A 24,076-nucleotide genomic window follows, 5' to 3' on the forward strand; every position below is an offset into this window, starting at 1 on the left:
TCAATTATGTGGAAAACACTCTATCAACTAGCGAATCCCCCGCAGCTTTATCTGCTCTGCGGCAGGCTGGTCCCGTGGCTGGGCATTGCCAGTGCGCTGTTGCTGACTGTGGGCTGGGTCTGGGGATTCGGCTTTGCGCCTGCGGATTACCAGCAGGGAGACAGCTACCGCATTATCTATCTGCACGTACCGGCTGCGATGTGGTCGATGGGGATTTATGCGCTGATGGCAATTGCGGCGTTTATAGGCCTGGTCTGGCAGATGAAAATGGCCAACCTGGCACTGATGGCGATGGCACCGGTTGGCGCGGTTTTTACCTTTATTGCGCTGGCGACCGGTTCCGCGTGGGGGAAACCAATGTGGGGTACCTGGTGGGTGTGGGACGCCAGGCTGACTTCCGAACTGGTGCTGCTGTTTCTTTACGTCGGCGTGATTGCCCTGTGGCACGGCTTTAACGATCGGTGTCTGGCCGGGCGTGCGGTGGGCATTCTGGTGCTGATAGGTGTGGTTAACCTGCCGATTATTCACTACTCGGTGGAGTGGTGGAACACTCTGCATCAGGGATCAACCAACATGCAGCAAAGCATTGACCCGGCGATGCGTACGCCGCTGCGCCTGGCGATTATCGGCTACCTGCTGCTGTTTATTTCGCTGGCGCTGATGCGCATGTGCAACCTGATTTTGCTAATGGAAAAACGTCGCCCGTGGGTGGGTGAGCTGATTTTAAACAGAGGTCGCCGATGAGCAATGCATTTGCAACCTGGGGTGATTTCTTCGCCATGGGCGGTTATGCCTTTTACATCTGGCTGGCAGTAGTGATGACGGTTATCCCGCTGGCGGTGCTGGTTCTACACACGACGAGACAACATCGTTCGATTTTACGTAGCGTGGCGCAACAGCAAGCCCGCGAAGCCCGCATGCGCGCGGCGCGGGAGGCAGTATGAATATTCGGCTTAACAACCGTCTGTGGGTGGCCCTCGCGATACTGGCGGGGTTAACGCTGACCATCACGCTGGTGCTCTACGCGCTGCGCTCTAGCATCGACCTGTTTTATACGCCAGGTGAAATCCTTTATGGCAAGCGCGAAACACAGCAACGGCCGATGGTGGGCCAGCGCCTGCGCGTTGGTGGAATGGTGATGCCCGGCAGCGTCAGGCGCGACCCAAATTCACTGAAGGTTAATTTCAGCATCTACGACGCTGAAGGCTCGGTGGACGTCAGTTATGAAGGCATTCTGCCGGATCTGTTCCGCGAAGGGCAGGGCGTGGTGGTGCAGGGGGAACTGGGCGAGAAAAATCATCTGCTGGCGAAAGAAGTACTCGCTAAGCATGATGAAAACTACACCCCGCCGGAAGTGAAAAAAGCGATTCAGGAGCACCATCGTCGCCCGGAGAGCAAGTCATCATGATGCCTGAAATCGGTAACGGACTGCTGTGCATGGCGCTCGGCATCGCGCTATTGCTCTCCATCTACCCGCTGTGGGGCGTTGTGCGTGGCGATAGGCGAATGATGGCATCTTCCCGGCTCTTCTCCTGGCTGTTGTTTTTCCTCGTAATGGGCGCTTTTATGGTGCTGATCAACGCCTTCGTGGTGAACGACTTTACGCTGAATTACGTTACCAGCAATTCTCACACCCAGTTACCGGTGTGGTATCGCGTGGCGGCAGCCTGGGGCGCGCATGAAGGGTCGTTACTGCTGTGGATGCTGTTGATGAGCGGCTGGACGTTCGCTGTGGCGCTGTTCAGTCAGCGCATGCCGCTCGATATCGTCGCCCGCGTGCTGGCGATAATGGGGATGATAAGCGTCGGCTTCCTGCTGTTTATCCTGTTTACCTCCAACCCGTTTACCCGCACGCTGCCGGAGTTCCCGATTGAAGGACGCGACCTGAATCCGCTGTTGCAAGATCCGGGGCTAATTTTCCATCCGCCGCTGCTGTATATGGGCTATGTCGGCTTCTCGGTGGCTTTTGCCTTTGCGATTGCTACCCTACTGAGCGGGCGGCTGGACAGCACCTTTGTGCGTTTTTCTCGTCCCTGGACGCTGGCGGCGTGGGCCTTTCTGACGCTGGGCATTGTGTTGGGCTCGGTTTGGGCCTATTACGAGCTGGGCTGGGGCGGCTGGTGGTTCTGGGATCCCGTGGAAAACGCCTCGTTGATGCCGTGGCTGGTTGGTACCGCGCTGGTGCATTCGTTGGCTGTAACGGAGCAGCGTGCCAGTTTTAAAGCCTGGACGCTACTGCTCGCTATTTGCGCGTTTTCGCTATGCCTGCTGGGAACCTTCCTCGTGCGTTCCGGCGTGCTGGTTTCGGTTCACGCTTTTGCTTCTGATCCGTCGCGCGGGATGTTTATTCTTGCGTTTATGGTGTTAGTTATCGGTGGCTCGCTGCTGTTGTTCGCTATCCGCGGGCACAGGGTGCGATCGCGAGTGAATAACGCTCTCTGGTCACGGGAGTCGCTGCTGCTTGGTAACAACGTCCTGTTGGTTACCGCCATGCTGGTGGTGCTGTTGGGGACGCTGCTGCCGCTGGTGCATAAACAGTTGGGAATGGGCAGCATTTCCATTGGTGAGCCGTTCTTTAATACCATGTTCAGCTGGCTGATGGCACCGTTTGCGCTACTGCTGGGCATCGGCCCGTTGGTGCGCTGGGGACGCGATCGTCCACGCAAGCTGCAGCGTCTACTGATTATCGCCGTGGGGAGCACCCTGGCGCTGTCTCTGCTCCTGCCGTGGCTATTTGAAAGCAAGGTTGTCGCCATGACGGTGGTCGGGCTGGCGATGGCCTGCTGGGTCTTTGTACTGGCGATGGCGGAAGTCGCTTTGCGTATTTCACGCGGCGCAAAGATGACCCTCAGTTACTGGGGGATGGTCGCCGGTCATGTCGGTGTGGCAGTGACGGTTGTCGGTATTGCTTTCAGCCAGAACTACAGCGTGGAGCGCAATGTGCGAATGAAGGCTGGCGATAGTATCGAAATTCATAATTATCGCTTCATCTTCCGTGAAGTCAAAAAGGTGACCGGGCCGAACTATCGCGGCGGCGTGGCTATGATTGGCGTCACGCGAAATGGCAAAGCGGAAGCGGTACTGCATGCAGAAAAACGTTTTTATAACAGTACCCGCTCAGTGATGACCGAAGCGGCGGTTGACGGTGGATTCACTCGTGATCTGTATGCTGCCCTTGGTGAAGAGCTGGACAACGGCGCGTGGGCTGTGCGGCTGTATTACAAACCGTTTATTCGCTGGATTTGGGCGGGTGGTTTATTAATGGCGCTGGGTGGGCTGCTGTGTCTGTGCGATCCACGCTATCGCCAGTCCGTGCCGGAGGCCGCATGAAGCACAGTTTACGGTTGATCCCGTTGATGATCTTTGTGGTCATCGCCGCGCTGATGCTGTGGCAGCTGGCGCGCAATGCTGAAGGGGATGACCCGATCATCCTGGAGTCGGCGTTGATCGGTAAACCGGTGCCGACCTTTCGTCTTGAGTCGCTGGAGAATCCCGGGCAGTACTATCAGGCAGATGCGCTAATCCAAGGCAAACCGCTGCTGCTCAACGTCTGGGCGACCTGGTGCCCGACCTGCCGCGCCGAGCATCAGTATCTGAATCAGCTCGCGGTGCAGGGGATCCGCGTGGTGGGGATGAACTATAAAGACGAGCGGCAGAAAGCGATGACCTGGCTGAAAGTATTGGGAAATCCTTACGCGTTGAGCCTGTTTGATGGCGATGGGAGGATGGGGCTGGATCTGGGGGTTTCCGGCGCACCGGAAACCTTCCTGATCGATGGAAAAGGATTTATTCGTTATCGCCATGCGGGCGATCTCAACGAGCGGGTGTGGGAGTGTGAATTCAGGTCACTTTGGGAGCAATACAGCAGGGAGGCTGCGCAATGAGGGTGTTACTGGGCGTGCTGATGCTGATTGTTTCCGGGTCGGCGCTGGCCGCCATCGACGTCATGCCGTTTAAGGATGAAGCTCAGGAGCAGCGGTTTCGCCAGCTTACTGAGCAGCTGCGCTGCCCAAAATGCCAGAACAACAGTATCGCTGATTCCAGCTCGATGATTGCCACTGACCTGCGGCAGAAGGTTTATGAGCTGATGCAGGAGGGGAAAAGTAAGCAGGAGATCATCGATTATATGGTGGCGCGCTACGGCAACTTCGTCACCTACGATCCGCCATTAACCCCGCTGACTATTCTGCTGTGGGTGCTACCGGTTGCCGCTGTCGCCACTGGCGGCTGGATTATTTTTGCCCGTTCGCACCGCCGCGTGCGGCTGAAGCAGGAAGCATTTCCTGACGACATTCACACGGAGGGTAAACAGGGTGGAGTTGCCATTTATATTCCGGGGATCGCTATTGCGCTGGTCGTCGCGACCCTCAGCTATTACCAGACCGGTAGCTACAAGCAAGTAAAAATCTGGCAGCAGGCGACGGCGCAGCTGCCAACGCTATTGAAACGAGTCCTGTATCCGAAAGAAAAACCGCTCAATCAAGAGGAGATGGCGCGCCTGGCTCTGGGTTTACGTACACGTTTGCATAGCGATCCTGGTAGTGTAGAAGGCTGGGTTATTCTTGGTCGACTCGGGATGGCATCAGGAAATGTCGATATGGCGACTCAGGCGTATGCCAACGCCTGGCGGCTGGCTCCAAATAATAGCGATGCGGCGCAGGGCTATAAGCAAGCGATTACTCGCTCATCAGGAACGAATGACAACCTTTGGAGTGCAGAATAATTAAGCCCAGGTCCTTTCTCATCAGAAAATCCCCTCATAGCGTGAACGGTTAGCGTTCCTGTATACAGCCGGGACCTTGCGTCAATCTCGTCATATGTGCTCTCCTTCGCATTTTTAAACTGTTTAAAAACCATACTGACCGAAATCTGTGATTGGGTTCATGTTCATATGAAAATCCTATTTACATCCCCTTTACTTTAAAAGTTCATTGCTTATTATAAACACATGTTCATAACCAAACATGTGTTTTGTTGGGTTAATCTGAATAGAGGAAGGCCTATTTCTTTGTATTAAATAATTCTATTTTTACAGCATCCTGTGCTGGAGGTATTTATATGCCTGAAAATGATTATGTTGTGATTATTGGTTCAGCAAATATGGATGTTGCTGGTTATTCTAATATGTCGCTGAACTATGCTGATTCAAATCCTGGAAAAATAAAGTATACGCCCGGTGGGGTAGGTAGAAACATAGCGCAAAATATTGCCTTATTGAATAAATCTTCATGGTTATTATCCGTCGTTGGCGATGATTTTTATGGCCATTCTTTGCTGGCTCAGACTGCACAATCAGGGGTGCATGTCGATAAATGTCAGGTCATCAAAGGGGAGGGCACATCCAGCTATTTATCGTTGCTTGATAATACCGGTGAAATGCTGGTGGCGATAAATGATATGAGCATTACTGAGCATATTACGGCGGAATTTCTAAGCCAGCATCAGGCCTTTATCTGTGAAGCCACGGTGATTGTTGTTGATTGTAATATCAGTGAGGCAGCGCTGGCCTGGTTGATGGAAAATACTGGTTCAACGCCCATTTTCGTTGACCCGGTTTCCGCCTGGAAATGCGTTAAAGTTCGCCAACATCTGGGGCGAATCCATACCCTGAAACCGAATCGCATCGAGGCGGAAACCCTCAGCGGAATCTCGCTGTCCGGCACCGATGATGTGGCTCGCGTTGCCGATTGGTTTCACCAGCATGGCCTGAAGCGCCTGGTACTGAGCATGGGTGGAGATGGCGTTTACTACAGCGAAAAGGATGGCGAACACGGCTGGTCGGCACCGCTGAAAACCCAGGTAGTGAATGTGACTGGCGCGGGTGATGCCATGATGGCCGGTCTTGCTTCCTGTTGGCTGGACGGTTGTTCATTTTCTCAAGCGGTGCAGTTCGCTCAAGGGTGCTCTTCCCTCGCGCTCTCATCGGAATTTACCAATAATCCTGAATTATCTTACGCAAACGTAAAAAAGTTAGTGGAGAAAGATTATGTCTGAATTAAATATTTCCTCTGAATTATTACAGGTCTCTGCGGAAGTACAGCAAGCATTGAAAAATAACCAGCCAATCGTGGCACTTGAATCAACCATTATTTCTCACGGTATGCCATTCCCTGAAAATGCGCAAACGGCGCTGGAAGTGGAAGAAACTATTCGTCGGCAGGGGGCCGTTCCGGCAACGATTGCGATTATCCATGGGGTAATGAAGGTCGGTTTAAGTCGAGAGGAAATAGAACTTCTTGGCCGTGAAGGGCATAACGTCACTAAAGTTAGCCGTCGGGACTTACCGTTTGTGGTTGCTGCGGGATTAAATGGTGCGACCACCGTAGCGTCCACCATGATCATCGCAGCGATGGCCGGAATTAAAGTCTTTGCCACCGGCGGTATTGGCGGTGTGCATCGTGGAGCGGAGCAAACATTTGATATTTCCGCCGATCTTCAGGAACTGGCAAATACGAATGTCACCGTAGTTTGTGCCGGTGCGAAATCTATTCTCGACCTGGGCCTGACGACCGAATATTTAGAAACTTTCGGTGTTCCGCTTATTGGTTATCAAACCTCGGTGCTCCCGGCATTCTTCTGCCGTACCAGCCCGTTTGACGTCAGCATTCGGCTTAACAGCGCCAAAGAAATCGCCAAAGCGATGGCGGTGAAATGGCAGTCGAGCCTGAAGGGCGGCATGGTGGTAGCGAATCCTATCCCTGAGCAGTTCGCGATGCCGGAAGCGAAAATCAACGCCGCCATTGATCAGGCAGTAAGAGAAGCCGAAGAGCAGGGCGTGGTGGGCAAAGAGAGTACGCCGTTCCTGTTGGCCCGCGTCGCGGAACTGACCGGTGGAGACAGCCTGAAATCCAATATTCAGCTGGTCTTTAACAACGCCATCCTGGCCTGCGAGATTGCCAAAGAGTATCAGCAGATCGCGTAACGATAACTGCGGGCTGTTTGCGGTTGCCCGCCCCGATATCAAATGTACCGAAAACCTGGCCTGAAGCCGGGTTTTCCACCAGGTAAGGATATCATTATGGACATCATGAGAAGTCTTTTGGGGATGGTGGTGTTACTGGCCATTGCCTTTGTGCTGTCAGTGAATAAAAAACGCATCAGTATCAGAACAGTAGGCGCAGCGCTGTTGCTGCAAATCGTCATCGGCGGGGTGATGCTCTATTTTCCGCCGGGTAAATGGCTGGTCGAACAGGCGGCGCTTGGGGTACATAAAGTCATGTCCTATAGCGATGCCGGGAGCGCGTTTATTTTTGGCTCGCTGGTTGGCCCGAAAATGGATGTGCTGTTTGACGGTGCGGGGTTTGTGTTTGCCTTTCGCGTTCTGCCGGCCATTATTTTCGTTACCGCGCTGATAAGCCTACTTTACTATCTCGGCGTGATGGGGTTGCTGATCCGCATTTTGGGAGGAATCTTCCAGAAAGCGCTGAATATCAGCAAAATTGAATCGTTTGTTGCCGTGACCACCATTTTTCTGGGGCAGAACGAGATCCCGGCGATCGTCAAACCGTTTATCGACAAGCTTAACCGCAACGAACTGTTTACCGCGATTTGTAGCGGGATGGCCTCAATCGCCGGGTCGATGATGATTGGTTATGCCGGTATGGGCGTACCGATCGACTACCTGTTGGCTGCATCGTTGATGGCTATTCCCGGTGGGATCCTGTTTGCTCGTATGCTCAGCCCGGCAACCGAAGCGTCGCAGGTGACTTTTGAGAATCTCTCTTTCACCGAAACGCCGCCGAAAAGCATTATCGAAGCGGCGGCATCCGGGGCGATGACCGGGCTGAAAATTGCCGCAGGGGTAGCAACGGTAGTCATGGCGTTTGTGGCGATTATCGCCTTGTTGAACGGCATTATCGGTGGAATTGGCGGTTGGTTTGGTTTTGGTCACGCCACTCTGGAGGGGATCTTCGGTTATATCCTTGCGCCTCTGGCGTGGATTATGGGCGTTGACTGGAGCGATGCGACCCTGGCTGGCAGCCTGATTGGGCAGAAACTGGCGATCAACGAATTCGTCGCCTATCTCAACTTCTCGCCCTACCTGCAAACCGGCGGCACGCTGGATGTGAAGACCATCGCGATTATCTCGTTTGCGCTGTGCGGGTTTGCTAACTTTGGCTCAATTGGCGTGGTGGTCGGAGCGTTCTCCGCCATTTCCCCTCAGCGCGCGCCAGAAATTGCTCAGCTCGGAATGCGCGCCCTGGCGGCGGCAACGCTCTCTAACCTGATGAGCGCGACCATCGCCGGGTTCTTTATTGGACTCGCATAGCGTTAACCGTGCATCGCCTCTGCGGTGCACGGCGTTATACGCCTGAAAGTAAATTGAGTGCGTTATCGACGGATAAAGAAGGGTTGTTGATACTGTCACTGGCGCGGGTGAGGGCGGTGCAAGCCATGGCAAAAGCGGCGCTCTCTTTAAAATCGCTACCATCAAGATAGCTATACAGCAGCCCGGCCATTAACCCATCATCGGCCCCGAAACTGTCGACCATCGTATGGTTCGGTAGACCCATCCGGAAGCGTTCACCTCCGATCTCGCTACAGAAAATGGTGTCATCTTCTGCATAAAGGACAACGCGTTGAGTCCCCTGTTCGTGCAGCCACGACAGTGCACGATCGCGATCCGCATCGTTGGCGATCGTCTGTCCCCAGAGGATCTGTAATTCACGCAGCGTGGGCTTCAGCGTGTGGATCTTTGCCAGCCACGGGCGAATACGGTGCGCTTTAAATTCCGACACCGTATCAACAAATACCGGAATAGTGTTGGCCAGAGTAAATACCCACTCCAGCGCCTGTTCCGTTAAATTACAGTCCACCAGAACCACGCCTGAATGGGTCAGCAGATCCCGGTACTGATTGAGTAGCTGTGGGGTAAGCGACTGTAAAATATGGGTATCATTGATCGCCAGAACCGTCTCTTCCTGTGGATTAGCGATGGATAAATAGGTGGCGGTATTATGACCGTGAAGGCGGATGCAACTCTGCACGTTAACCCCGGCCTGGCGGGTTTGTTCCAGCAACGTTTCACCGTAAAAATCGCTGCCAACGGCGGAAATCAAATGCACATCGCGGCCCAGCAGCGCCAGATTATGTGCAATATTGCGCGCTACGCCGCCAGCGGAACACTGGATATTACCCGGGTTTGAAACCGGCTGCGGATAATGAATATCGGCAATCCCGCGAATATCCATATTGACCGCACCCAGAGAGACGCAATACTCCTGCTCGGTCAGGATGTAGCCTTTTCCCTTAATAGCCCCTTTGCGCGTGAGATCCATGATGTGTGCGGCTACGCGGGAACGACTAATCTGCAGAATGTCGGCAATCTCGTGCTGCTGAATGAGCGGGTTACGCCGCAACATTTTAAGGATCTGCTTTTCCCTATCGTTCATATCAGACCACGGCCTCTTCTGTTTGCTGGGCCCGCAGCCAGGCGATTTCTTCTGCCCAGATATCCGGGTTAACGGTTTCCAGAATTAGCGGGATGCCGTCAAAACGGGGGGCCTGCATTATCCAGCGGAAAGCATCGTGACCGATATTACCTTCGCCCAGGCTATGGTGACGGTCAACGCGGCTGCCGAAGGTGCTTTTCGCATCGTTCAGGTGCATACCGCGCAGATACTGAAAACCGACAATGCGTTCGAAATCAGCGAAGGTTTTCTCACACTCTTCGGCGCTACGCAGGTCGTAACCAGCGGCAAAAGCGTGGCAGGTATCAATGCACACGCCCACGCGGGATTTATCTTCCACGCCGTCGATGATGGCGGCCAGATGCTCAAACTTAAAGCCCAGATTGCTGCCCTGACCGGCGGTATTTTCAATCACTGCCGTCACGCCTTCGGTTTTTGCCAACGCGATATTGATGGATTCAGCGATGCGCGCCAGGCACTGGTCTTCGGGGATCTGCTGTAAATGACTACCCGGATGGAAGTTGAGCAACGTCAAGCCCAACTGCTGACAACGGGAGAGTTCATCAATAAAGGCATCGCGGGATTTTTCCAGCGCGTCCTCAACCGGGTGGCCGAGGTTTATCAGATAGCTGTCGTGGGGCAGAATTTGTCCGGGTCCGAAATGATACTTTTCGCAGGCGGCTTTAAATTCAGCAATGGTCTCGTCGCTCAGCGGAGCGGCGCGCCACTGGCGCTGGTTTTTGGTAAAGAGGGCGAAGGCGGTCGCGCCGATTTCGGCTGCGCGAATGGCGGCATTGGCCACTCCGCCGGAGGCGCTGACGTGCGCTCCAATATATTTCATAAAAAACTCCAGTTAAGCCGCTGGTTGGAGGGTAATGATAGCGGCTTAGCCGGAGAGTTACATCATCCTTAATAAAGCTTCGGTATTGAGTGGGAGTCAGGCCAGCAGGCTGTGAATGGCCAGGTTAATCGCACCGCCGCCGACAATCAGCCAGACGAAGAGCATTAGCGCCATCAGCAGCGGTTTGGCACCGGCTTTTTTCAGCGCGCTGACGTGAGTGGTCAGGCCCAGGGCAGCCATCGCCATTGCCAGCAGCACGGTATCCAGAGTCACCAGCATATCGACAACCGCTTTCGGCAGCAGGTGGAAAGAGTTAAACACCGCCACCACAATAAACAGGATCGCAAACCACGGAATGGTGATTTTGCTTTTTTCACCGCTTCCCGCCGGAGTTAACTGCTTAACGCGAGCGGCCAGGAACAGCAGGAACGGAGCCAGCATCATGACGCGCAGCATTTTGGCGATGACCGCTGCGTTTTCCGCATCCGGGCTGACGGCATGACCGGCTGCCACAACCTGGGCAACTTCATGCATGGTGGAACCCATATAGATGCCGTAGGCTTCCGGGGTAAACCAGTGCGCTAGGAAAGGGTAGATTGCCGGGTAGAGGAAGATAGCAATGGTCCCGAAAATCACCACCGTCGCGACGGCTACCGTGACTTTACTGGCTTCCGCTTTCACCACCGGTTCGGTGGCAAGTACCGCTGCTGCGCCGCAGATACTGCTGCCGGCACCAATCAGCCAACTGGTATGTTTATCCAGGCCGAAAACCTTTTGCCCTAAAAAACAGGCGATAAAAAAGGTGCTGGAAAGCGTCAGAACGTCAATGACGATACCGCTCACGCCAACATCGGCAATCTGGGCGAACGTCAGGCGAAAGCCGTATAAAATAATGCCCAGACGCAGCAGATGCTGTTTGGCAAAGATTACGCCGCCGTCACAGGACTGCCATATTTTGGGGTAAATCGTATTACCGATCACCATGCCGAACAAAATAGCCAGCGTGAGTGCGCTGAAGCCTGCGCCAGAGATTGCCGGAAAACTACCGGCCCACAGTGCAGCGCCAGTTAATACGGCTGTCAGCGCCAGTCCAGGTGCAAAGTGCCACAATGGGCGATGTTTAGTCGGTAAAGTGAGTGCTGTCATAACCTTCTCCTTTGTCTGGGAAAAGCATACGACTCGCTGGTTTAAATATAAAATTGATTATATATTTATAATTAATCGAAATAAGTGGTATACGAGCTGTTTCGTGGTTTTGGGCGTTGTTCCACAAACATCGAGCTATCGGAGAGCCACGCTGTATATAAATGAAGGCAGGAAAGGCTATGCATATCACGCTACGACAGCTGGAAGTTTTTGCTGAAGTTTTAAAGAGCGGCTCTACAACGCAGGCATCGCAAATGCTGGCGCTTTCGCAATCGGCAGTCAGCGCGGCGTTGACCGATCTGGAAGGCCAGTTGGGCGTGCAGTTGTTTGATCGTGTCGGCAAGCGACTGGTAGTTAATGAACATGGCAGGCTGCTTTATCCGCGAGCGCTGGCGCTGCTGGAGCGCGCGCTGGAGATAGAACAGCTGTTTCGCGGCGACAACGGCGCGATTCGCGTTTCCGCCAGCAGCACCATCGGCAACTATATTCTGCCGGAAATCATTGCGCGCTATCGACGCGATCTCCCGGATTTACCGCTGGAACTAAGCGTGGGGAATAGCCAGGACGTCATTAATGCGGTGGCTGATCTGCGAGTGGATATCGGGCTGATTGAAGGCCCTTGTCACGCAGCAGATATCATTGCCGAGCCGTGGCTGGAAGATGAACTGGTGGTTTTCGCACCGCCAGATTCGCCGCTCCTTGAGGGAGAGGTGACGCTGCAATGGCTGGCGGAAGCGCCGTGGATCTTGCGCGAACACGGATCCGGAACCCGAGAAATTGTCGACTACTTATTATTGTCGCATTTACCGGCGTTTCATCTGGGGATGGAGTTGGGCAACTCTGAAGCCATTAAGCATGCGGTGCGTCATGGTTTAGGGATTAGCTGCCTGTCACGAAGAGTGGTGGCGGAACAGCTTGAGGTGGGATCGCTGGTGGAACTGTCTATCCCATTACCGCGCCTGACCCGAACGTTGTGGCGTATTCATCACCGGCAGAAGCATATTTCTAAGGCATTACAACGTTTTCTGCATTATTGCGAAGTGTAGAACCAGCGCTGGCATTTCCTGGATTTAATGCTTTACTAATAATCCATGCTCGATCATGAAGCTCTCTTATAACTTTGTATTTGTATCGGATGGATCACAGACACTCTGCTACAATCTCGCCTCGTTTTTTGGATGGATAGCATTTTCACATGGTTTCGGATACTAAAACCACAGAAGCGCCCGGTTTACGTCGTGAACTGAAGGCGCGCCACTTGACCATGATCGCTATTGGCGGTTCCATCGGTACAGGTCTTTTTGTTGCCTCTGGCGCAACCATATCTCAGGCGGGCCCAGGCGGCGCGCTGCTTTCTTATATTCTTATTGGTCTGATGGTCTACTTCCTGATGACCAGCCTCGGCGAGTTGGCGGCGTTTATGCCGGTATCCGGCTCTTTTGCCACCTATGGGCAAAATTATGTCGAGGAAGGCTTCGGCTTCGCGCTGGGCTGGAACTACTGGTACAACTGGGCGGTAACCATCGCCGTTGACCTCGTCGCCTCACAGCTGGTGATGACCTACTGGTTCCCTGATGCGCCCGGCTGGATCTGGAGCGCGCTGTTCCTGGGTATCATGTTCCTGCTGAACTGGATCTCGGTAAAAGGGTTCGGCGAAGCGGAATACTGGTTCTCGCTGATTAAAGTCGCCACCGTCATTATCTTTATTATTGTCGGCGTGATGATGATCCTCGGTATCTTTAAAGGGGCACAGCCCGCAGGTTGGAGCAACTGGGGTATTGACGATGCGCCATTCGCCGGTGGTTTCTCGGCGATGATTGGCGTGGCGATGATCGTCGGCTTCTCGTTCCAGGGAACCGAGCTTATCGGTATTGCGGCGGGCGAGTCAGAAAACCCGGAGAAGAATATTCCACGCGCCGTGCGTCAGGTATTCTGGCGTATCTTGCTGTTCTATGTGTTTGCGATTTTGATTATCAGCCTGATCATTCCGTATACCGATCCGAGCCTGCTGCGTAACGACGTGAAAGATATTTCCGTGAGTCCGTTTACGCTGGTGTTCCAGCATGCGGGTCTGCTGTCGGCGGCGGCGATTATGAACGCGGTTATTTTGACGGCGGTGCTGTCAGCGGGTAACTCCGGGATGTATGCCTCCACGCGTATGCTCTACACCCTGGCCTGTGATGGCAAAGCGCCGCGCATTTTCTCTAAGTTGTCAAAAGGCGGTGTGCCGCGTAATGCGCTGTATGCCACAACCGTGATTGCGGCACTGTGTTTCCTGAGCTCGATGTTCGGTAATCAGACCGTTTACCTGTGGTTGCTGAACACCTCCGGGATGACCGGTTTTATTGCCTGGCTGGGGATTGCCATTAGCCACTATCGTTTCCGTCGTGGCTACGTGCTGCAAGGGCACGATCTGAATAATTTGCCGTATCGTTCAGGTTTCTTCCCGCTGGGACCGATCTTCGCCTTTGTTCTGTGCCTGATTATTACGCTTGGCCAGAACTATGAAGCGTTCCTTAAAGACACCATCGACTGGGGCGGCGTCGCGGCAACCTATATTGGTATTCCGCTGTTCCTGGTTATCTGGTTTGGTTACAAGCTGGCGAAGGGGACGCGTTTTGTCCGCTACAGCGAAATGAAGTTCCCGGAGCGTTTTAAGGGCTAAGGCGAGCGACCATAATAGTTAAAACCCTCTTTTTAAGAGGGTTTTTTTATGTCTGAATCCATTACAAATTGATACATTTCTCCATAATTGTATTGATAATTGGAATCATTATCCTTATCATTTACACCAAATTCAGGATGAAGCCAATCCCCATATCTTGCAGACGGTCAGACTGACAAGGGGCGACCAGCCACATCTACTGTAAAAAATTACGCGCATATCGCCGATAGAGCGATAGGCCGACAGTACCTGTGAGCAGCACCCTTTTGTTTGTTTTGTAGTACACCTCATGGAGATATGGAATGTTCAGGTTAAACCCTTTTGTCCGGGCCGGATTATGCGCGTCCGTCGTATCACTGGCGTTTCCGGCGCTTGCCGCCGTTAACGAAGAAACGCTGGTCGTCACCGCTGCGGCAACTGAACAGAGCGTAAAAGATGCTCCTGCCAGTATTAGCGTTATCACCCAACAGGATTTGCAGCGTAAACCGGTTCAGAATCTGAAGGATGTTCTGCGAGATGTTCCCGGCGTGCAGCTTACTAACGAAGGGGATAACCGCAAAGGCGTCAGTATCCGCGGTCTTGATAGCAGCTATACGCTGATCCTCATTGACGGTAAACGCGTTAACTCGCGCAACGCCGTGTTCCGCCACAACGATTTCGACCTCAACTGGATCCCGGTTGATGCGATTGAACGTATCGAAGTTGTGCGCGGACCGATGTCTTCACTTTATGGCTCCGATGCCCTTGGCGGCGTGGTGAACATCATCACCAAAAAAGTCGGCCAACAGTGGACCGGTACCCTGAGCGCTGACACCACCATTCAGGAACATCGCGATCGCGGTGATACTTATAACGGTCAGTTCTTCACCAGCGGCCCGCTAATTGACGGCGTGCTGGGTATGAAAGCTTACGGCAGCCTGGCGAAACGCGCCAAAGACGATCAGCAGGCTTCCAGCAATGCTGCAGGCGAAACGCCGCGCATTGAAGGCTTCACCAGCCGCGACGGTAACGTCGAATTTGCCTGGACCCCAACGGACAATCAGGATATTACCGCGGGCTACGGTTTCGATCGCCAGGATCGTGACTCTGACTCTCTTGACCGTAACCGCCTTGAGCGGCAGAACTACTCCCTAAGCCACAATGGCCGCTGGGATGTTGGCAACAGCGAGCTGAAATTCTACGGTGAGAAAGTCGATAATAAAAACCCAGGCCAGGCCGGGACGATCACTTCTGAAAGCAACTCCGTAGATGGTAAATACGTCCTGCCGCTAGGAATGATTAACCAGCTCCTGACCTTCGGTGGTGAATGGCGTCATGACAAGCTCAAAGATCCGGTTAACCTGAGCAGCGGCGGTAAATCTACCTCCGCCAGCCAGTACGCACTGTTCCTTGAAGATGAATGGCGAATCATCGAGCCGCTGGCGTTAACCACCGGTATTCGTATGGACGATCACCAGACTTATGGCGATCACTGGAGCCCGCGTGCTTACCTGGTCTATACCGCCACCGATACCGTGACCGTGAAGGGCGGCTGGGCGACGGCATTCAAAGCGCCATCCCTGCTGCAGTTGAATCCAGACTGGACCACCAACTCCTGCCGTGGTTCATGCAGTATTATCGGTAACCCGGATCTGAAACCGGAAACCAGCGAAAGCTTCGAGCTCGGTCTTTACTACCGTGGCGAAGAGGGCTTGCTGGAAGGTGTAGAAGGGAGCGTCACGACTTTCCAGAACAACGTTGATGATATGATTGATATCCTGCGTACCTCCAGCGCTAGCGAAGCGCCGGGCTACCCGAACTTTGTCGGCTGGAAAACGGTCAACGGCAAGCGGGTGCCGGTCTTCCGCTACTTCAACGTCAATAAGGCCCGTATCAAAGGGGTTGAAACCGAAGTGAAAGTGCCGTTTGGTGACGAATGGAAGCTGACGGTGAACTACACCTATAACGATGGTCGCGACCTGAGTAACGGCGGCGATAAACCGCTGCAAACGCTGCCGTTCCATACTGCCAACGGCACCCTCGACTGGAAACCGCTGGACGACTGGTCCTTCTACGTGACCGCCAACTATACCGGCGAGCAGCGTGCGGTCAGCTCTACGGGCAAAACGCCGGGTGGCTACACTATGTTTGATATCGGTGCGGCGTGGAACGTGACTAAAAACGTCAAACTGCGCTCCGGCGTGCTTAACGTCGGCGATAAAGATCTGAACAGAGACGATTACAGTTACACCGAAGAAGGCCGCCGTTACTTTATGGCCGTCGATTACCGCTTCTGATTAGGCCAATAAAAGAGGGCTGGCAAGTTTCCCTGTCAGCCCTCGCTAAAGGCGCTTGTGGCGAAGCCGGACAGCTTCAGGCCTGAAAAGCGGTGGGAAATCCCACCGCTCCAGGTTGCTACTTACCGGGTTCGTAAGCCATAAAAGCAGCCACCTCCCTGTTCATATCACGGTAACGAATTTCGCAGAGCGATTTTCTTACCATCAGGGTGAAAACTAATAGCGTGATACACACGATTAGCAGACACCAGATCAGGGCGTTGTGTGGCACCTTCATGGCTTGTTCTCCTTGCCTTTCGGCGGGTAAGAGACTAACCTGATGTTGTCTAAGCATGCAGATAGCCTCGTGGGTGAGTATATTACCTTCGGGGCTTTCTTCTTTCTGCCTCAGTACAGCGATAAAGCTCAATATTGCCATGAGGCGAAAGCCTCAAGCGCCGCTAAAAATCATACGCCTCGAATCCAGAAAATACACTATCTCTCTGTATATATTAGTTTTTATGACTATTTGATGGTGAGGGATCTTGCATATGAATACGCCGTGAACGTTTTTCACGGCGTATTGAAAAGATTATTTAAAGAGGTGTTGGGCATGGAAGCGCAGGTGATCCTCAATAAATGAGGCAATAAAATAGTAGCTGTGATCGTAACCGGGCTGAATACGCAGGGTTAACGGCCAGCTTTTCTGCCGCGCGGTTTCCGCCAGTACTGCCGGTTGCAACTGCTCAGCGAGGAATGAATCGCTATCGCCTTGGTCAATCAGTGTTGGGATAGCATTCTCTTCCTGGCTGGCTCGCATTAAGGCGCAGCTATCCCACGCCTGCCACGCTGCTTCATCGGTTCCCAGATAAGCGGTAAACGCTTTTTTACCCCATGGAACCTGAGTCGGGTTAACGATTGGCGCGAAAGCCGACACGCTGGTGAAACGACCCGGGTTTTTCAACGCCATAACCAGCGCGCCGTGACCACCCATCGAATGCCCGCTGATAGCGCAGCGCTCGCTGACTTTGAACTCGCTGGCGATAAGTTGCGGCAGTTCGTCGCGAAGATAATCGTACATGCGAAAATGTGCGGACCACGGCGCCTGGGTGGCATTGAGATAAAAGCCTGCGCCTTTGCCCAGATCGTAGGCGCTATCGTCAGCAACGCTATCGCCACGCGGGCTGGTATCCGGCATCACCAGCGCAATGCCCAGTTCGGCGGCGACCCGCTGTGCGCCCGCTTTGGTGGTAAAGTTTTCATCGTTACAGGTCAGCCCGGAAAGCCAGTAGAGAACCGGCGGCGGCGTATCTGTGCGAGATGGGGGGAGAAAGATGCTGAACGTCATGGCGCAGTTCAGCGTCGTGGAGTCGTGCCGCCAGCGTTGCTGCCGACCTTCATAACAGCGGTGCTCTTCGAGCAGTTCCATGCAGGGCTCCTTATGGGTTATGCGCGTAATTTTCCATAATACAGATATTTCATTCGCCCGTGAGTAACTTTCACTTTCTCCTTTTCGGAACGTATTGCATCATTAATGCAACTTTTAACCAACATACTGAAGTTGCCATCGCGTCAGGAATTGCGCTATGTGCCTGGTATTGTGTTGGTTGCGGCAATGGGAGTAAGGCGTTGCGTGACGCATCGGAATACGCCGGTCTGGCGGCGTGGAACGAGAGGTGACGCCAATTTCAACAATTATCGATGCGGCTACTGGATTCTGTGCGTCACCTCACGCACAATGAATACAAACTTTGCCCTCAGAAGAGCAAAGAGCGCCACACCTGCAGGAGAACAAAAATGTCATCACTGAGTAAAGAAGCCGTACTCGTTCATGAAGCGCTGGTCGCTCGTGGGCTGGAGACGCCGCTGCGTCCGCCAGTGCAAGAAATTGATAATGAAACTCGTAAACGTCTGATCGCCGGACACATGACCGAGATTATGCAGCTGTTAAACCTTGATCTAAGTGATGACAGCCTGATGGAGACGCCGCATCGCATCGCAAAAATGTACGTTGATGAGATCTTCTCCGGCCTGGATTACGCCCGCTTTCCCAAAATCACCGTCATCGAAAATAAGATGCAGGTTGATGAAATGGTGACCGTGCGTGATATCACCCTGACCAGTACCTGTGAACACCATTTTGTGACGATTGACGGTAAAGCGACGGTGGCCTATATCCCGAAAGATTCGGTGATTGGCCTGTCGAAAATCAACCGTATTGTGCAGTTTTTCTCCCAGCGCCCGCAGGTGCAGGAGCGACTGACGCAGCAGATCCTCACCGCGCTGCAAACGCTGCTGGGCACCAGCAACGTCGCGGTCTCGATCGATGCGGTTCACTACTGTGTAAAAGCGCGCGGTATCCGCGACGCGACCAGCGCCACCACCACCACATCGCTGGGCGGCCTGTTTAAATCCAGCCAGAATACCCGCCAGGAGTTCCTGCGCGCCGTACGCCACCACAACTAAAACGGAGCAGGGTACATGGAGAGAAATGTCACGCTGGACTTTGTCCGCGGCGTCGCCATCCTCGGTATCCTGCTACTGAATATTAGCGCCTTCGGTTTGCCGAAGGCCGCTTACCTCAACCCGGCGTGGTCCGGGAGCATTTCTGCTAGTGACGCCTGGACCTGGGCAATTCTCGATCTGTTTGCGCAGGTTAAATTTCTGACTCTGTTCGCACTGCTATTTGGCGCAGGCCTTCAGCTTCTGCTGCCGCGCGGCAAGCGCTGGATCCAATCGCGCCTGACGCTGCTGGCGCTGCTCGGCTTCATCCATGGTCTGTTTTTCTGGGACGGCGATATTCTGCTGGCCTACGCTTTGGTGGGACTGGTGAGCTGGCGGATGGTGCGCGACGCCCATGATGTTAAATCCCTCTTTAATACCGGCGTGGTGCTGTACGTCATCGGCATTGCGGTGCTTCTGCTGCTGGGACTGATTTCCGGCAATACGCCCAATCGTTCGTGGATGCCCGATGCCGCGAATTTGCAGTATGAGCAGTTCTGGAAGCTGAAGGGCGGTTTTGAAGCGGTGAGCAACCGTGCCGATATGCTGTCGGACAACCTGCTGGCGCTGGGTGCGCAGTACGGCTGGCAGCTGGCGGGCATGATGCTGATGGGGGCGGCGCTGATGCGCAGCGGTTGGCTCAAAGGGCAGTTCAGCCTTCGTCACTACCGTCGTACTGGCGCGCTGTTGATTGCTGCCGGAATGGCGGTCAATTTGCCCTCTATTCTTGCCCAGTGGCATCTTGGCTGGGACTACCGCTGGTGTGCATTCTTGTTACAGGCGCCTCGCGAGCTGAGCGCGCCGCTGCAAACCATTGGCTACGCGGCGCTGGTCTGGGGCTTTTGGCCGCAGCTGTGTAAACTGCGGCTGGTGGGGGCAATAGCCTGCGTTGGGCGCATAGCGCTCAGCAATTACCTTTTGCAAACGCTGATTTGCACTACGCTGTTTTACCGCTTTGGCCTGTTTATGAAGTTTGACCGCTTACAGCTGTTAGCCTTCGTGCCGCCGGTGTGGGCGGTAAATCTTATCTTCTCGTGGCTTTGGCTGCGTCATTTCCGTCAGGGCCCCGTTGAGTGGCTATGGCGTCAATTAACCCTGCGTGCGTCAGGGACATCATTAAAAGATACATCAAGATAACGATCTGGATCACAATCATTAACAAAATGGATGTAACCGTTTCCATCCTTGTGACATCACTCACGTAGCGTGCAGCGCGTCGCTGCCAGAATAGCCACCTTGCTGAACACAGGAGGTGAGTGTGACGTACTGCAATTCTCTAAAGGTCGGTGAGTATGATCACCATTCGTGATGTCGCCCGTCAGGCGGGTGTTTCCGTCGCGACGGTCTCGCGTGTGCTCAATAACAGTGCGCTGGTGAGTCCGGATACGCGAGAAGCGGTAATGAAAGCGGTCACGCAGTTGGGTTATCGGCCCAATGCCAACGCTCAGGCGCTGGCGACGCAGGTCAGCGATACCATCGGCGTGGTGGTAATGGACGTATCGGATGCCTTTTTTGGCGCACTGGTCAAAGCCGTGGATACCGTCGCCCAGCAGCATCAGAAATATGTGCTGATCGGCAATAGCTACCATGAAGCGGAAAAAGAGCGCAACGCCATTGAAGTGCTGATTCGCCAGCGCTGCTCGGCGCTGATTGTCCACTCCAAAGCGCTGAGCGACGCGGAACTGGGTGATTTTATGGAACATATGCCGGGAATGGTGCTGATTAACCGCATTGTGCCGGGATATGCCCATCGCTGCGTCGGGCTGGATAACGTTAGCGGCGCGTTGATGGCAACCCGAATGCTGCTCAATCATGGTCACCAGCGCATTGGCTACCTCTCTTCCAATCACGGTATTGAAGATGATGATATGCGTCGGGAAGGGTGGCTCAGGGCGTTACATGAGCAGGGCATTACCGCTCCCGATAGCTGGGTCGGTTCGGGGTCGCCGGATATGCAGGGCGGAGAAGCCGCAATGGTTGAACTGCTGGGGCGTAATCTTGGTTTGACCGCCGTCTTTGCCTACAACGACAGCATGGCGGCTGGTGCATTGACTACCCTGAAAGACAATGGCATTGCTGTGCCGCAGCATCTCTCGCTGATCGGTTTTGATGATATCCCGATTTCCCGTTACACCGACCCGCAGCTGACGACGGTGCGCTACCCCATTATGTCGATGGCGAAACTGGCGACCGAGCTGGCGCTCCAGGGTGCGGCTGGAAAGCTTGATCGTGAGGCTAGCCACTGCTTTATGCCGACGTTGGTGCGTCGACATTCGGTGGCGCAGAGGCAAATTGTGGGTTCGATCACTAACTAATTATCTGCCTGATGTAACCGCTTTCAATCTGTGAGTGATTTCACAGTTTGTTAACATTAAGCTGACTATGATTGCTGCGTTTACGAGTCTGAACATACTATGTCACGGTGATTAATCACTTTTACAGTAGTCATCGGCAGTTAAACGATAGATAAAGCCGTTTTTCAGGAGCGTTACCCTACACGGAAGACCGAATTACAGTCGTGAATGTCGCTGTGCGGTAACATCAATGTAACACTCCCGCCAGCCATTTTCACACCAAAGACCCTGCATAATAAAACCGGAGATTCCATGAATAAGAAGGTGTTAACCCTGTCTGCTGTAATGGCTAGCATGTTATTTGGCGCCGCGGCACACGCAGCAGATACCCGTATCGGCGTGACGATTTATAAATATGACGACAACTTTATGTCGGTGGTGCGTAAGGCAATCGAAAAAGACGGCAAATCAGCGCCAGACGTCCAGCTACTGATGAATGACTCGCAAAACGACCAGTCCAAACAGAACGATCAGATTGATGTCCTGCTGGCAAAAGGCGTGAAAGCGCTGGCTATTAACTTGGTTGACCCGGCAGCAGCAGGCACGGTTATTGATAAAGCCCGTGGCCAGAACGTGCCGGTGGTATTCTTTAATAAAGAACCTTCCCGTAAGGCTCTGGATAGCTACGATAAAGCGTATTACGTCGGTACCGACTCAAAAGAGTCCGGCGTGATTCAGGGCGACCTGATTGCTAAACACTGGAAAGCAAATCCGAATTGGGATCTGAATAAAGACGGTCAGATTCAGTTTGTTCTGCTGAAAGGCGAGCCGGGCCACCCGGATGCTGAAGCGCGTACCACCTACGTGATTAAAGAGCTGAACGACAAGGGCTTTAAAACTCAGCAACTGGCGTTAGATACCGCAATGTGGGACACCGCTCAGGCCAAAGATAAGATGGATGCCTGGCTGTCTGGCCCGAATGCTAACAAAATTGAAGTCGTTATCGCCAACAACGATGCGATGGCGATGGGCGCGGTAGAAGCGCTGAAAGCCCACAATAAGAGCAGCATTCCGGTATTCGGCGTCGATGCGCTGCCTGAAGCGCTGGCACTGGTTAAATCTGGCGCGATGGCCGGTACCGTGCTGAACGATGCTAACAACCAGGCGAAAGCAACCTTCGATCTGGCGAAAAACCTGGCGGACGGTAAAGAACCGGCTGCTGGTACTAACTGGAAAATTGAGAATAAGATTGTCCGCGTACCGTACGTCGGTGTTGATAAAGATAATCTGAGCGAATTCACCAGCAAATAGTAGATTAATAAATTGCGGGCGTACGTGTTGTACGCCCGATTATTCCTGATACAGAACTCGTCCCTGCGCGCCGTTAATTCGTCGGCTGGGGTATGCACGCACGCAGCCAGGTATAACTATGGTCAGCAATAATAGCGAACGGTCAGGCGAATATTTGTTGGAAATGAGCGACATCAACAAATCGTTTCCTGGCGTCAAGGCTCTCGATAATGTGAACCTCAAGGTTCGTCCCCACTCTATTCATGCATTAATGGGGGAGAACGGCGCGGGCAAATCCACATTATTAAAATGCCTTTTTGGGATCTATCAAAAAGATTCCGGTAGTATTCTTTTTCAGGGAAAAGAGATCGATTTCCATTCGGCGAAAGAAGCCCTGGAAAACGGGATTTCAATGGTTCACCAGGAATTAAACCTGGTATTGCAACGTTCGGTGATGGATAACATGTGGCTGGGGCGCTATCCCACCAAAGGTATGTTTGTCGATCAGGACAAAATGTATCGCGATACCAAGGCTATCTTTGATGAACTGGATATTGATATCGACCCGCGGGCGCGCGTGGGGACATTATCAGTATCACAAATGCAGATGATTGAAATTGCGAAGGCGTTTTCCTATAACGCTAAAATCGTAATTATGGACGAGCCGACGTCTTCGTTGACCGAAAAAGAGGTCAATCATCTGTTTAAAATTATCCGTAAGCTGAAAGATCGCGGCTGCGGTATTGTTTATATTTCCCACAAGATGGAAGAAATTTTTCAGCTGTGCGATGAAATTACTATTCTGCGCGATGGTCAGTGGATCGCCACCCAGCCGCTGGAAGGGCTGGATATGGATAAGATCATCGCCATGATGGTTGGTCGCTCCCTGAACCAGCGCTTCCCGAGCCGTGAGAATACGCCGGGTGAGGTGATTCTCGAGGTGCGTAATTTGACCTCGCTACGCCAGCCGTCAATCCGTGATATCTCTTTCGACCTGCACAAAGGCGAAATTCTGGGTATCGCCGGACTGGTCGGCGCTAAGCGTACCGATATCGTTGAGACCTTATTTGGTATTCGCGAGAAAGCCAGCGGCACCATTAAACTGCACGGCAAGAAAATTAATAACCATAGCGCCAATGAAGCGATTAACCATGGTTTTGCGTTGGTTACCGAAGAACGCCGTTCAACGGGAATTTACGCCTATTTGGATATCGGTTTTAACTCGCTGATCTCCAATATTAAAAAATATAAAAATAAGGTCGGACTACTGGATAACTCGCGCATGAAAAGCGATACCCAGTGGGTTATTGACTCGATGCGCGTGAAAACCCCAGGGCAGCATACGCAAATTGGTTCGTTGTCCGGTGGTAACCAACAAAAGGTGATTATCGGTCGCTGGCTATTAACTCAGCCGGAAATTCTGATGCTCGATGAGCCGACGCGCGGAATTGATGTTGGTGCGAAGTTCGAGATTTATCAGCTGATCGCTGAGCTGGCAAAAAAAGAAAAAGGGATCATTATTATTTCCTCCGAGATGCCGGAGCTGCTGGGTATTACTGACCGTATTCTGGTAATGAGCAATGGTCTTGTTGCCGGAATTGTTGAGACTAAAACCACTACGCAAAACGAAATTCTCCGTCTTGCGTCGTTGCATCTTTAAGATCAGGGGCTTC

21 protein-coding genes and 1 pseudogene are annotated in these 24,076 nt (G+C 53.1%); 17 read left to right on the plus strand and 5 right to left on the minus strand.

Features of this window, described 5'->3' with window-relative positions; translation table 11 throughout:
• Nucleotides 1–6: 6 nt before the first annotated feature.
• The 9 genes and pseudogenes from ACMYSL_RS09415 (at nt 7) to ACMYSL_RS09455 (ending at nt 8,269) form a co-directional block, all read left to right on the plus strand.
• On the plus strand, nt 7–744 hold the full coding sequence (locus ACMYSL_RS09415; RefSeq protein WP_434662356.1) for a heme ABC transporter permease: 738 nt from the start codon (nt 7–9) through the stop codon (nt 742–744).
• The gene (gene ccmD / locus ACMYSL_RS09420; protein WP_434662358.1) at nt 741–944 is read left to right on the plus strand and encodes a heme exporter protein CcmD; all 204 of its coding nucleotides are present in this window, start codon (nt 741–743) and stop codon (nt 942–944) included. The genes ACMYSL_RS09415 and ccmD overlap by 4 nt, the downstream gene beginning before the upstream one ends.
• A complete protein-coding gene (gene ccmE / locus ACMYSL_RS09425; RefSeq protein WP_434662359.1) occupies nt 941–1,408 on the plus strand; it encodes a cytochrome c maturation protein CcmE in 468 nt (155 codons plus the stop codon). Before ccmD ends, ccmE begins: the two co-directional genes overlap by 4 nt.
• On the plus strand, nt 1,405–3,330 hold the full coding sequence (locus ACMYSL_RS09430) for a heme lyase CcmF/NrfE family subunit (protein WP_434662361.1): 1,926 nt from the start codon (nt 1,405–1,407) through the stop codon (nt 3,328–3,330). Before ccmE ends, ACMYSL_RS09430 begins: the two co-directional genes overlap by 4 nt.
• Nucleotides 3,327–3,884, plus strand: a complete 558-nt coding sequence (locus tag ACMYSL_RS09435; RefSeq protein ID WP_142981968.1) for a DsbE family thiol:disulfide interchange protein — start codon at nt 3,327–3,329, stop codon at nt 3,882–3,884. The genes ACMYSL_RS09430 and ACMYSL_RS09435 overlap by 4 nt, the downstream gene beginning before the upstream one ends.
• Nucleotides 3,881–4,720, plus strand: a pseudogene (locus ACMYSL_RS09440) (cytochrome c-type biogenesis protein CcmH); the annotation flags it as partial. The gene ACMYSL_RS09435 and the pseudogene ACMYSL_RS09440, both read left to right, overlap by 4 nt.
• Before the next feature lie 338 nt (nt 4,721–5,058).
• A complete protein-coding gene (locus ACMYSL_RS09445; protein WP_110272377.1) occupies nt 5,059–5,994 on the plus strand; it encodes a pseudouridine kinase in 936 nt (311 codons plus the stop codon).
• Entirely contained in the window at nt 5,987–6,922 is a 936-nt protein-coding gene (locus tag ACMYSL_RS09450) for a pseudouridine-5'-phosphate glycosidase (RefSeq protein WP_434662364.1), read from the plus strand. The genes ACMYSL_RS09445 and ACMYSL_RS09450 overlap by 8 nt, the downstream gene beginning before the upstream one ends.
• Before the next feature lie 96 nt (nt 6,923–7,018).
• Nucleotides 7,019–8,269, plus strand: a complete 1,251-nt coding sequence (locus ACMYSL_RS09455; RefSeq protein ID WP_182207393.1) for a NupC/NupG family nucleoside CNT transporter — start codon at nt 7,019–7,021, stop codon at nt 8,267–8,269.
• A 34-nt stretch (nt 8,270–8,303) separates the two neighbouring features.
• Here the strand turns inward: ACMYSL_RS09455 and ACMYSL_RS09460 are convergent, their stop codons facing one another.
• The 3 genes from ACMYSL_RS09460 to ACMYSL_RS09470 all read right to left on the minus strand — a co-directional run bounded on the left by ACMYSL_RS09460 (nt 8,304) and on the right by ACMYSL_RS09470 (nt 11,397).
• On the minus strand, nt 8,304–9,392 hold the full coding sequence (locus ACMYSL_RS09460; protein WP_434662367.1) for a sugar kinase: 1,089 nt from the start codon (nt 9,390–9,392) through the stop codon (nt 8,304–8,306).
• Between the two features lies 1 nt (nt 9,393).
• The gene (nfo, locus tag ACMYSL_RS09465; protein ID WP_434662370.1) at nt 9,394–10,251 is read right to left on the minus strand and encodes a deoxyribonuclease IV; all 858 of its coding nucleotides are present in this window, start codon (nt 10,249–10,251) and stop codon (nt 9,394–9,396) included.
• Between the two features lie 96 nt (nt 10,252–10,347).
• Entirely contained in the window at nt 10,348–11,397 is a 1,050-nt protein-coding gene (locus ACMYSL_RS09470) for a YeiH family protein (RefSeq protein WP_182239970.1), read from the minus strand.
• A 179-nt stretch (nt 11,398–11,576) separates the two neighbouring features.
• Here ACMYSL_RS09470 and yieE point away from each other — a divergent pair, with 179 nt between their 5' ends.
• From yieE to cirA, 3 genes are all read left to right on the plus strand, one after another.
• Complete coding sequence (gene yieE, locus ACMYSL_RS09475) at nt 11,577–12,443, plus strand: DNA-binding transcriptional regulator YeiE (protein WP_434662372.1); 867 nt, start codon at nt 11,577–11,579, stop codon at nt 12,441–12,443.
• Between the two features lie 149 nt (nt 12,444–12,592).
• Nucleotides 12,593–14,062: an amino acid permease gene (locus ACMYSL_RS09480; protein WP_304260602.1), complete on the plus strand. Its 1,470-nt coding sequence runs from the start codon at nt 12,593–12,595 to the stop codon at nt 14,060–14,062.
• 302 nt (nt 14,063–14,364) lie between these two features.
• Nucleotides 14,365–16,338: a catecholate siderophore receptor CirA gene (gene cirA / locus ACMYSL_RS09485; RefSeq protein WP_182239965.1), complete on the plus strand. Its 1,974-nt coding sequence runs from the start codon at nt 14,365–14,367 to the stop codon at nt 16,336–16,338.
• 118 nt (nt 16,339–16,456) lie between these two features.
• Here cirA and ACMYSL_RS09490 read toward each other — a convergent pair whose 3' ends face one another.
• Both ACMYSL_RS09490 and fghA read right to left on the minus strand, forming a co-directional pair.
• Nucleotides 16,457–16,573: a Hok/Gef family protein gene (locus tag ACMYSL_RS09490; RefSeq protein ID WP_434663993.1), complete on the minus strand. Its 117-nt coding sequence runs from the start codon at nt 16,571–16,573 to the stop codon at nt 16,457–16,459.
• Between the two features lie 336 nt (nt 16,574–16,909).
• On the minus strand, nt 16,910–17,746 hold the full coding sequence (gene fghA, locus ACMYSL_RS09495) for an S-formylglutathione hydrolase (RefSeq protein WP_434662375.1): 837 nt from the start codon (nt 17,744–17,746) through the stop codon (nt 16,910–16,912).
• A 368-nt stretch (nt 17,747–18,114) separates the two neighbouring features.
• On the opposite strand from fghA, the gene folE reads away from it, so the two are divergent.
• The 5 genes from folE to mglA all read left to right on the plus strand — a co-directional run bounded on the left by folE (nt 18,115) and on the right by mglA (nt 24,063).
• Nucleotides 18,115–18,783 carry a GTP cyclohydrolase I FolE gene (folE, locus tag ACMYSL_RS09500; RefSeq protein WP_110272395.1) on the plus strand — a complete coding sequence of 223 codons (669 nt, stop codon included), beginning with the start codon at nt 18,115–18,117 and terminating at the stop codon, nt 18,781–18,783.
• 15 nt (nt 18,784–18,798) lie between these two features.
• Nucleotides 18,799–19,956, plus strand: coding sequence for a DUF418 domain-containing protein YeiB (gene yeiB, locus ACMYSL_RS09505; RefSeq protein ID WP_434662379.1), 1,158 nt, complete (start codon nt 18,799–18,801; stop codon nt 19,954–19,956).
• Nucleotides 19,957–20,111: 155 nt separating this feature from the next.
• Nucleotides 20,112–21,134: an HTH-type transcriptional regulator GalS gene (gene galS / locus ACMYSL_RS09510; RefSeq protein ID WP_112213092.1), complete on the plus strand. Its 1,023-nt coding sequence runs from the start codon at nt 20,112–20,114 to the stop codon at nt 21,132–21,134.
• Nucleotides 21,135–21,425: 291 nt separating this feature from the next.
• Complete coding sequence (gene mglB, locus ACMYSL_RS09515; RefSeq protein WP_110272398.1) at nt 21,426–22,424, plus strand: galactose/glucose ABC transporter substrate-binding protein MglB; 999 nt, start codon at nt 21,426–21,428, stop codon at nt 22,422–22,424.
• A gap of 118 nt (nt 22,425–22,542) precedes the next feature.
• Complete coding sequence (mglA, locus tag ACMYSL_RS09520; protein ID WP_110272399.1) at nt 22,543–24,063, plus strand: galactose/methyl galactoside ABC transporter ATP-binding protein MglA; 1,521 nt, start codon at nt 22,543–22,545, stop codon at nt 24,061–24,063.
• The last annotated feature ends 13 nt before the right edge of the window (nt 24,064–24,076 follow it).

Origin of the sequence: Klebsiella sp. MISC125 (assembly GCF_051131775.1) — a bacterium.
GTDB lineage: Bacteria > Pseudomonadota > Gammaproteobacteria > Enterobacterales > Enterobacteriaceae > Klebsiella.

Excerpts from the sequence above, each read along its gene's own strand:
- ACMYSL_RS09455 (WP_182207393.1), top strand. The coding sequence starts at position 7,019 with ATGGACATCATGAGAAGTCTTTTGGGGATGGTGGTGTTACTGGCCATT.
- ACMYSL_RS09415 (WP_434662356.1), top strand. The coding sequence starts at position 7 with ATGTGGAAAACACTCTATCAACTAGCGAATCCCCCGCAGCTTTATCTG.
- nfo (WP_434662370.1), bottom strand. The coding sequence starts at position 10,251 with ATGAAATATATTGGAGCGCACGTCAGCGCCTCCGGCGGAGTGGCCAAT.
- cirA (WP_182239965.1), top strand. The coding sequence starts at position 14,365 with ATGTTCAGGTTAAACCCTTTTGTCCGGGCCGGATTATGCGCGTCCGTC.
- ACMYSL_RS09430 (WP_434662361.1), top strand. The coding sequence starts at position 1,405 with ATGATGCCTGAAATCGGTAACGGACTGCTGTGCATGGCGCTCGGCATC.
- fghA (WP_434662375.1), bottom strand. The coding sequence starts at position 17,746 with ATGGAACTGCTCGAAGAGCACCGCTGTTATGAAGGTCGGCAGCAACGC.
- ACMYSL_RS09460 (WP_434662367.1), bottom strand. The coding sequence starts at position 9,392 with ATGAACGATAGGGAAAAGCAGATCCTTAAAATGTTGCGGCGTAACCCG.
- folE (WP_110272395.1), top strand. The coding sequence starts at position 18,115 with ATGTCATCACTGAGTAAAGAAGCCGTACTCGTTCATGAAGCGCTGGTC.
- yieE (WP_434662372.1), top strand. The coding sequence starts at position 11,577 with ATGCATATCACGCTACGACAGCTGGAAGTTTTTGCTGAAGTTTTAAAG.
- ccmE (WP_434662359.1), top strand. The coding sequence starts at position 941 with ATGAATATTCGGCTTAACAACCGTCTGTGGGTGGCCCTCGCGATACTG.
- ACMYSL_RS09450 (WP_434662364.1), top strand. The coding sequence starts at position 5,987 with ATGTCTGAATTAAATATTTCCTCTGAATTATTACAGGTCTCTGCGGAA.
- ACMYSL_RS09435 (WP_142981968.1), top strand. The coding sequence starts at position 3,327 with ATGAAGCACAGTTTACGGTTGATCCCGTTGATGATCTTTGTGGTCATC.
- mglB (WP_110272398.1), top strand. The coding sequence starts at position 21,426 with ATGAATAAGAAGGTGTTAACCCTGTCTGCTGTAATGGCTAGCATGTTA.
- galS (WP_112213092.1), top strand. The coding sequence starts at position 20,112 with ATGATCACCATTCGTGATGTCGCCCGTCAGGCGGGTGTTTCCGTCGCG.
- ACMYSL_RS09445 (WP_110272377.1), top strand. The coding sequence starts at position 5,059 with ATGCCTGAAAATGATTATGTTGTGATTATTGGTTCAGCAAATATGGAT.
- ccmD (WP_434662358.1), top strand. The coding sequence starts at position 741 with ATGAGCAATGCATTTGCAACCTGGGGTGATTTCTTCGCCATGGGCGGT.
- ACMYSL_RS09470 (WP_182239970.1), bottom strand. The coding sequence starts at position 11,397 with ATGACAGCACTCACTTTACCGACTAAACATCGCCCATTGTGGCACTTT.
- ACMYSL_RS09480 (WP_304260602.1), top strand. The coding sequence starts at position 12,593 with ATGGTTTCGGATACTAAAACCACAGAAGCGCCCGGTTTACGTCGTGAA.
- mglA (WP_110272399.1), top strand. The coding sequence starts at position 22,543 with ATGGTCAGCAATAATAGCGAACGGTCAGGCGAATATTTGTTGGAAATG.
- yeiB (WP_434662379.1), top strand. The coding sequence starts at position 18,799 with ATGGAGAGAAATGTCACGCTGGACTTTGTCCGCGGCGTCGCCATCCTC.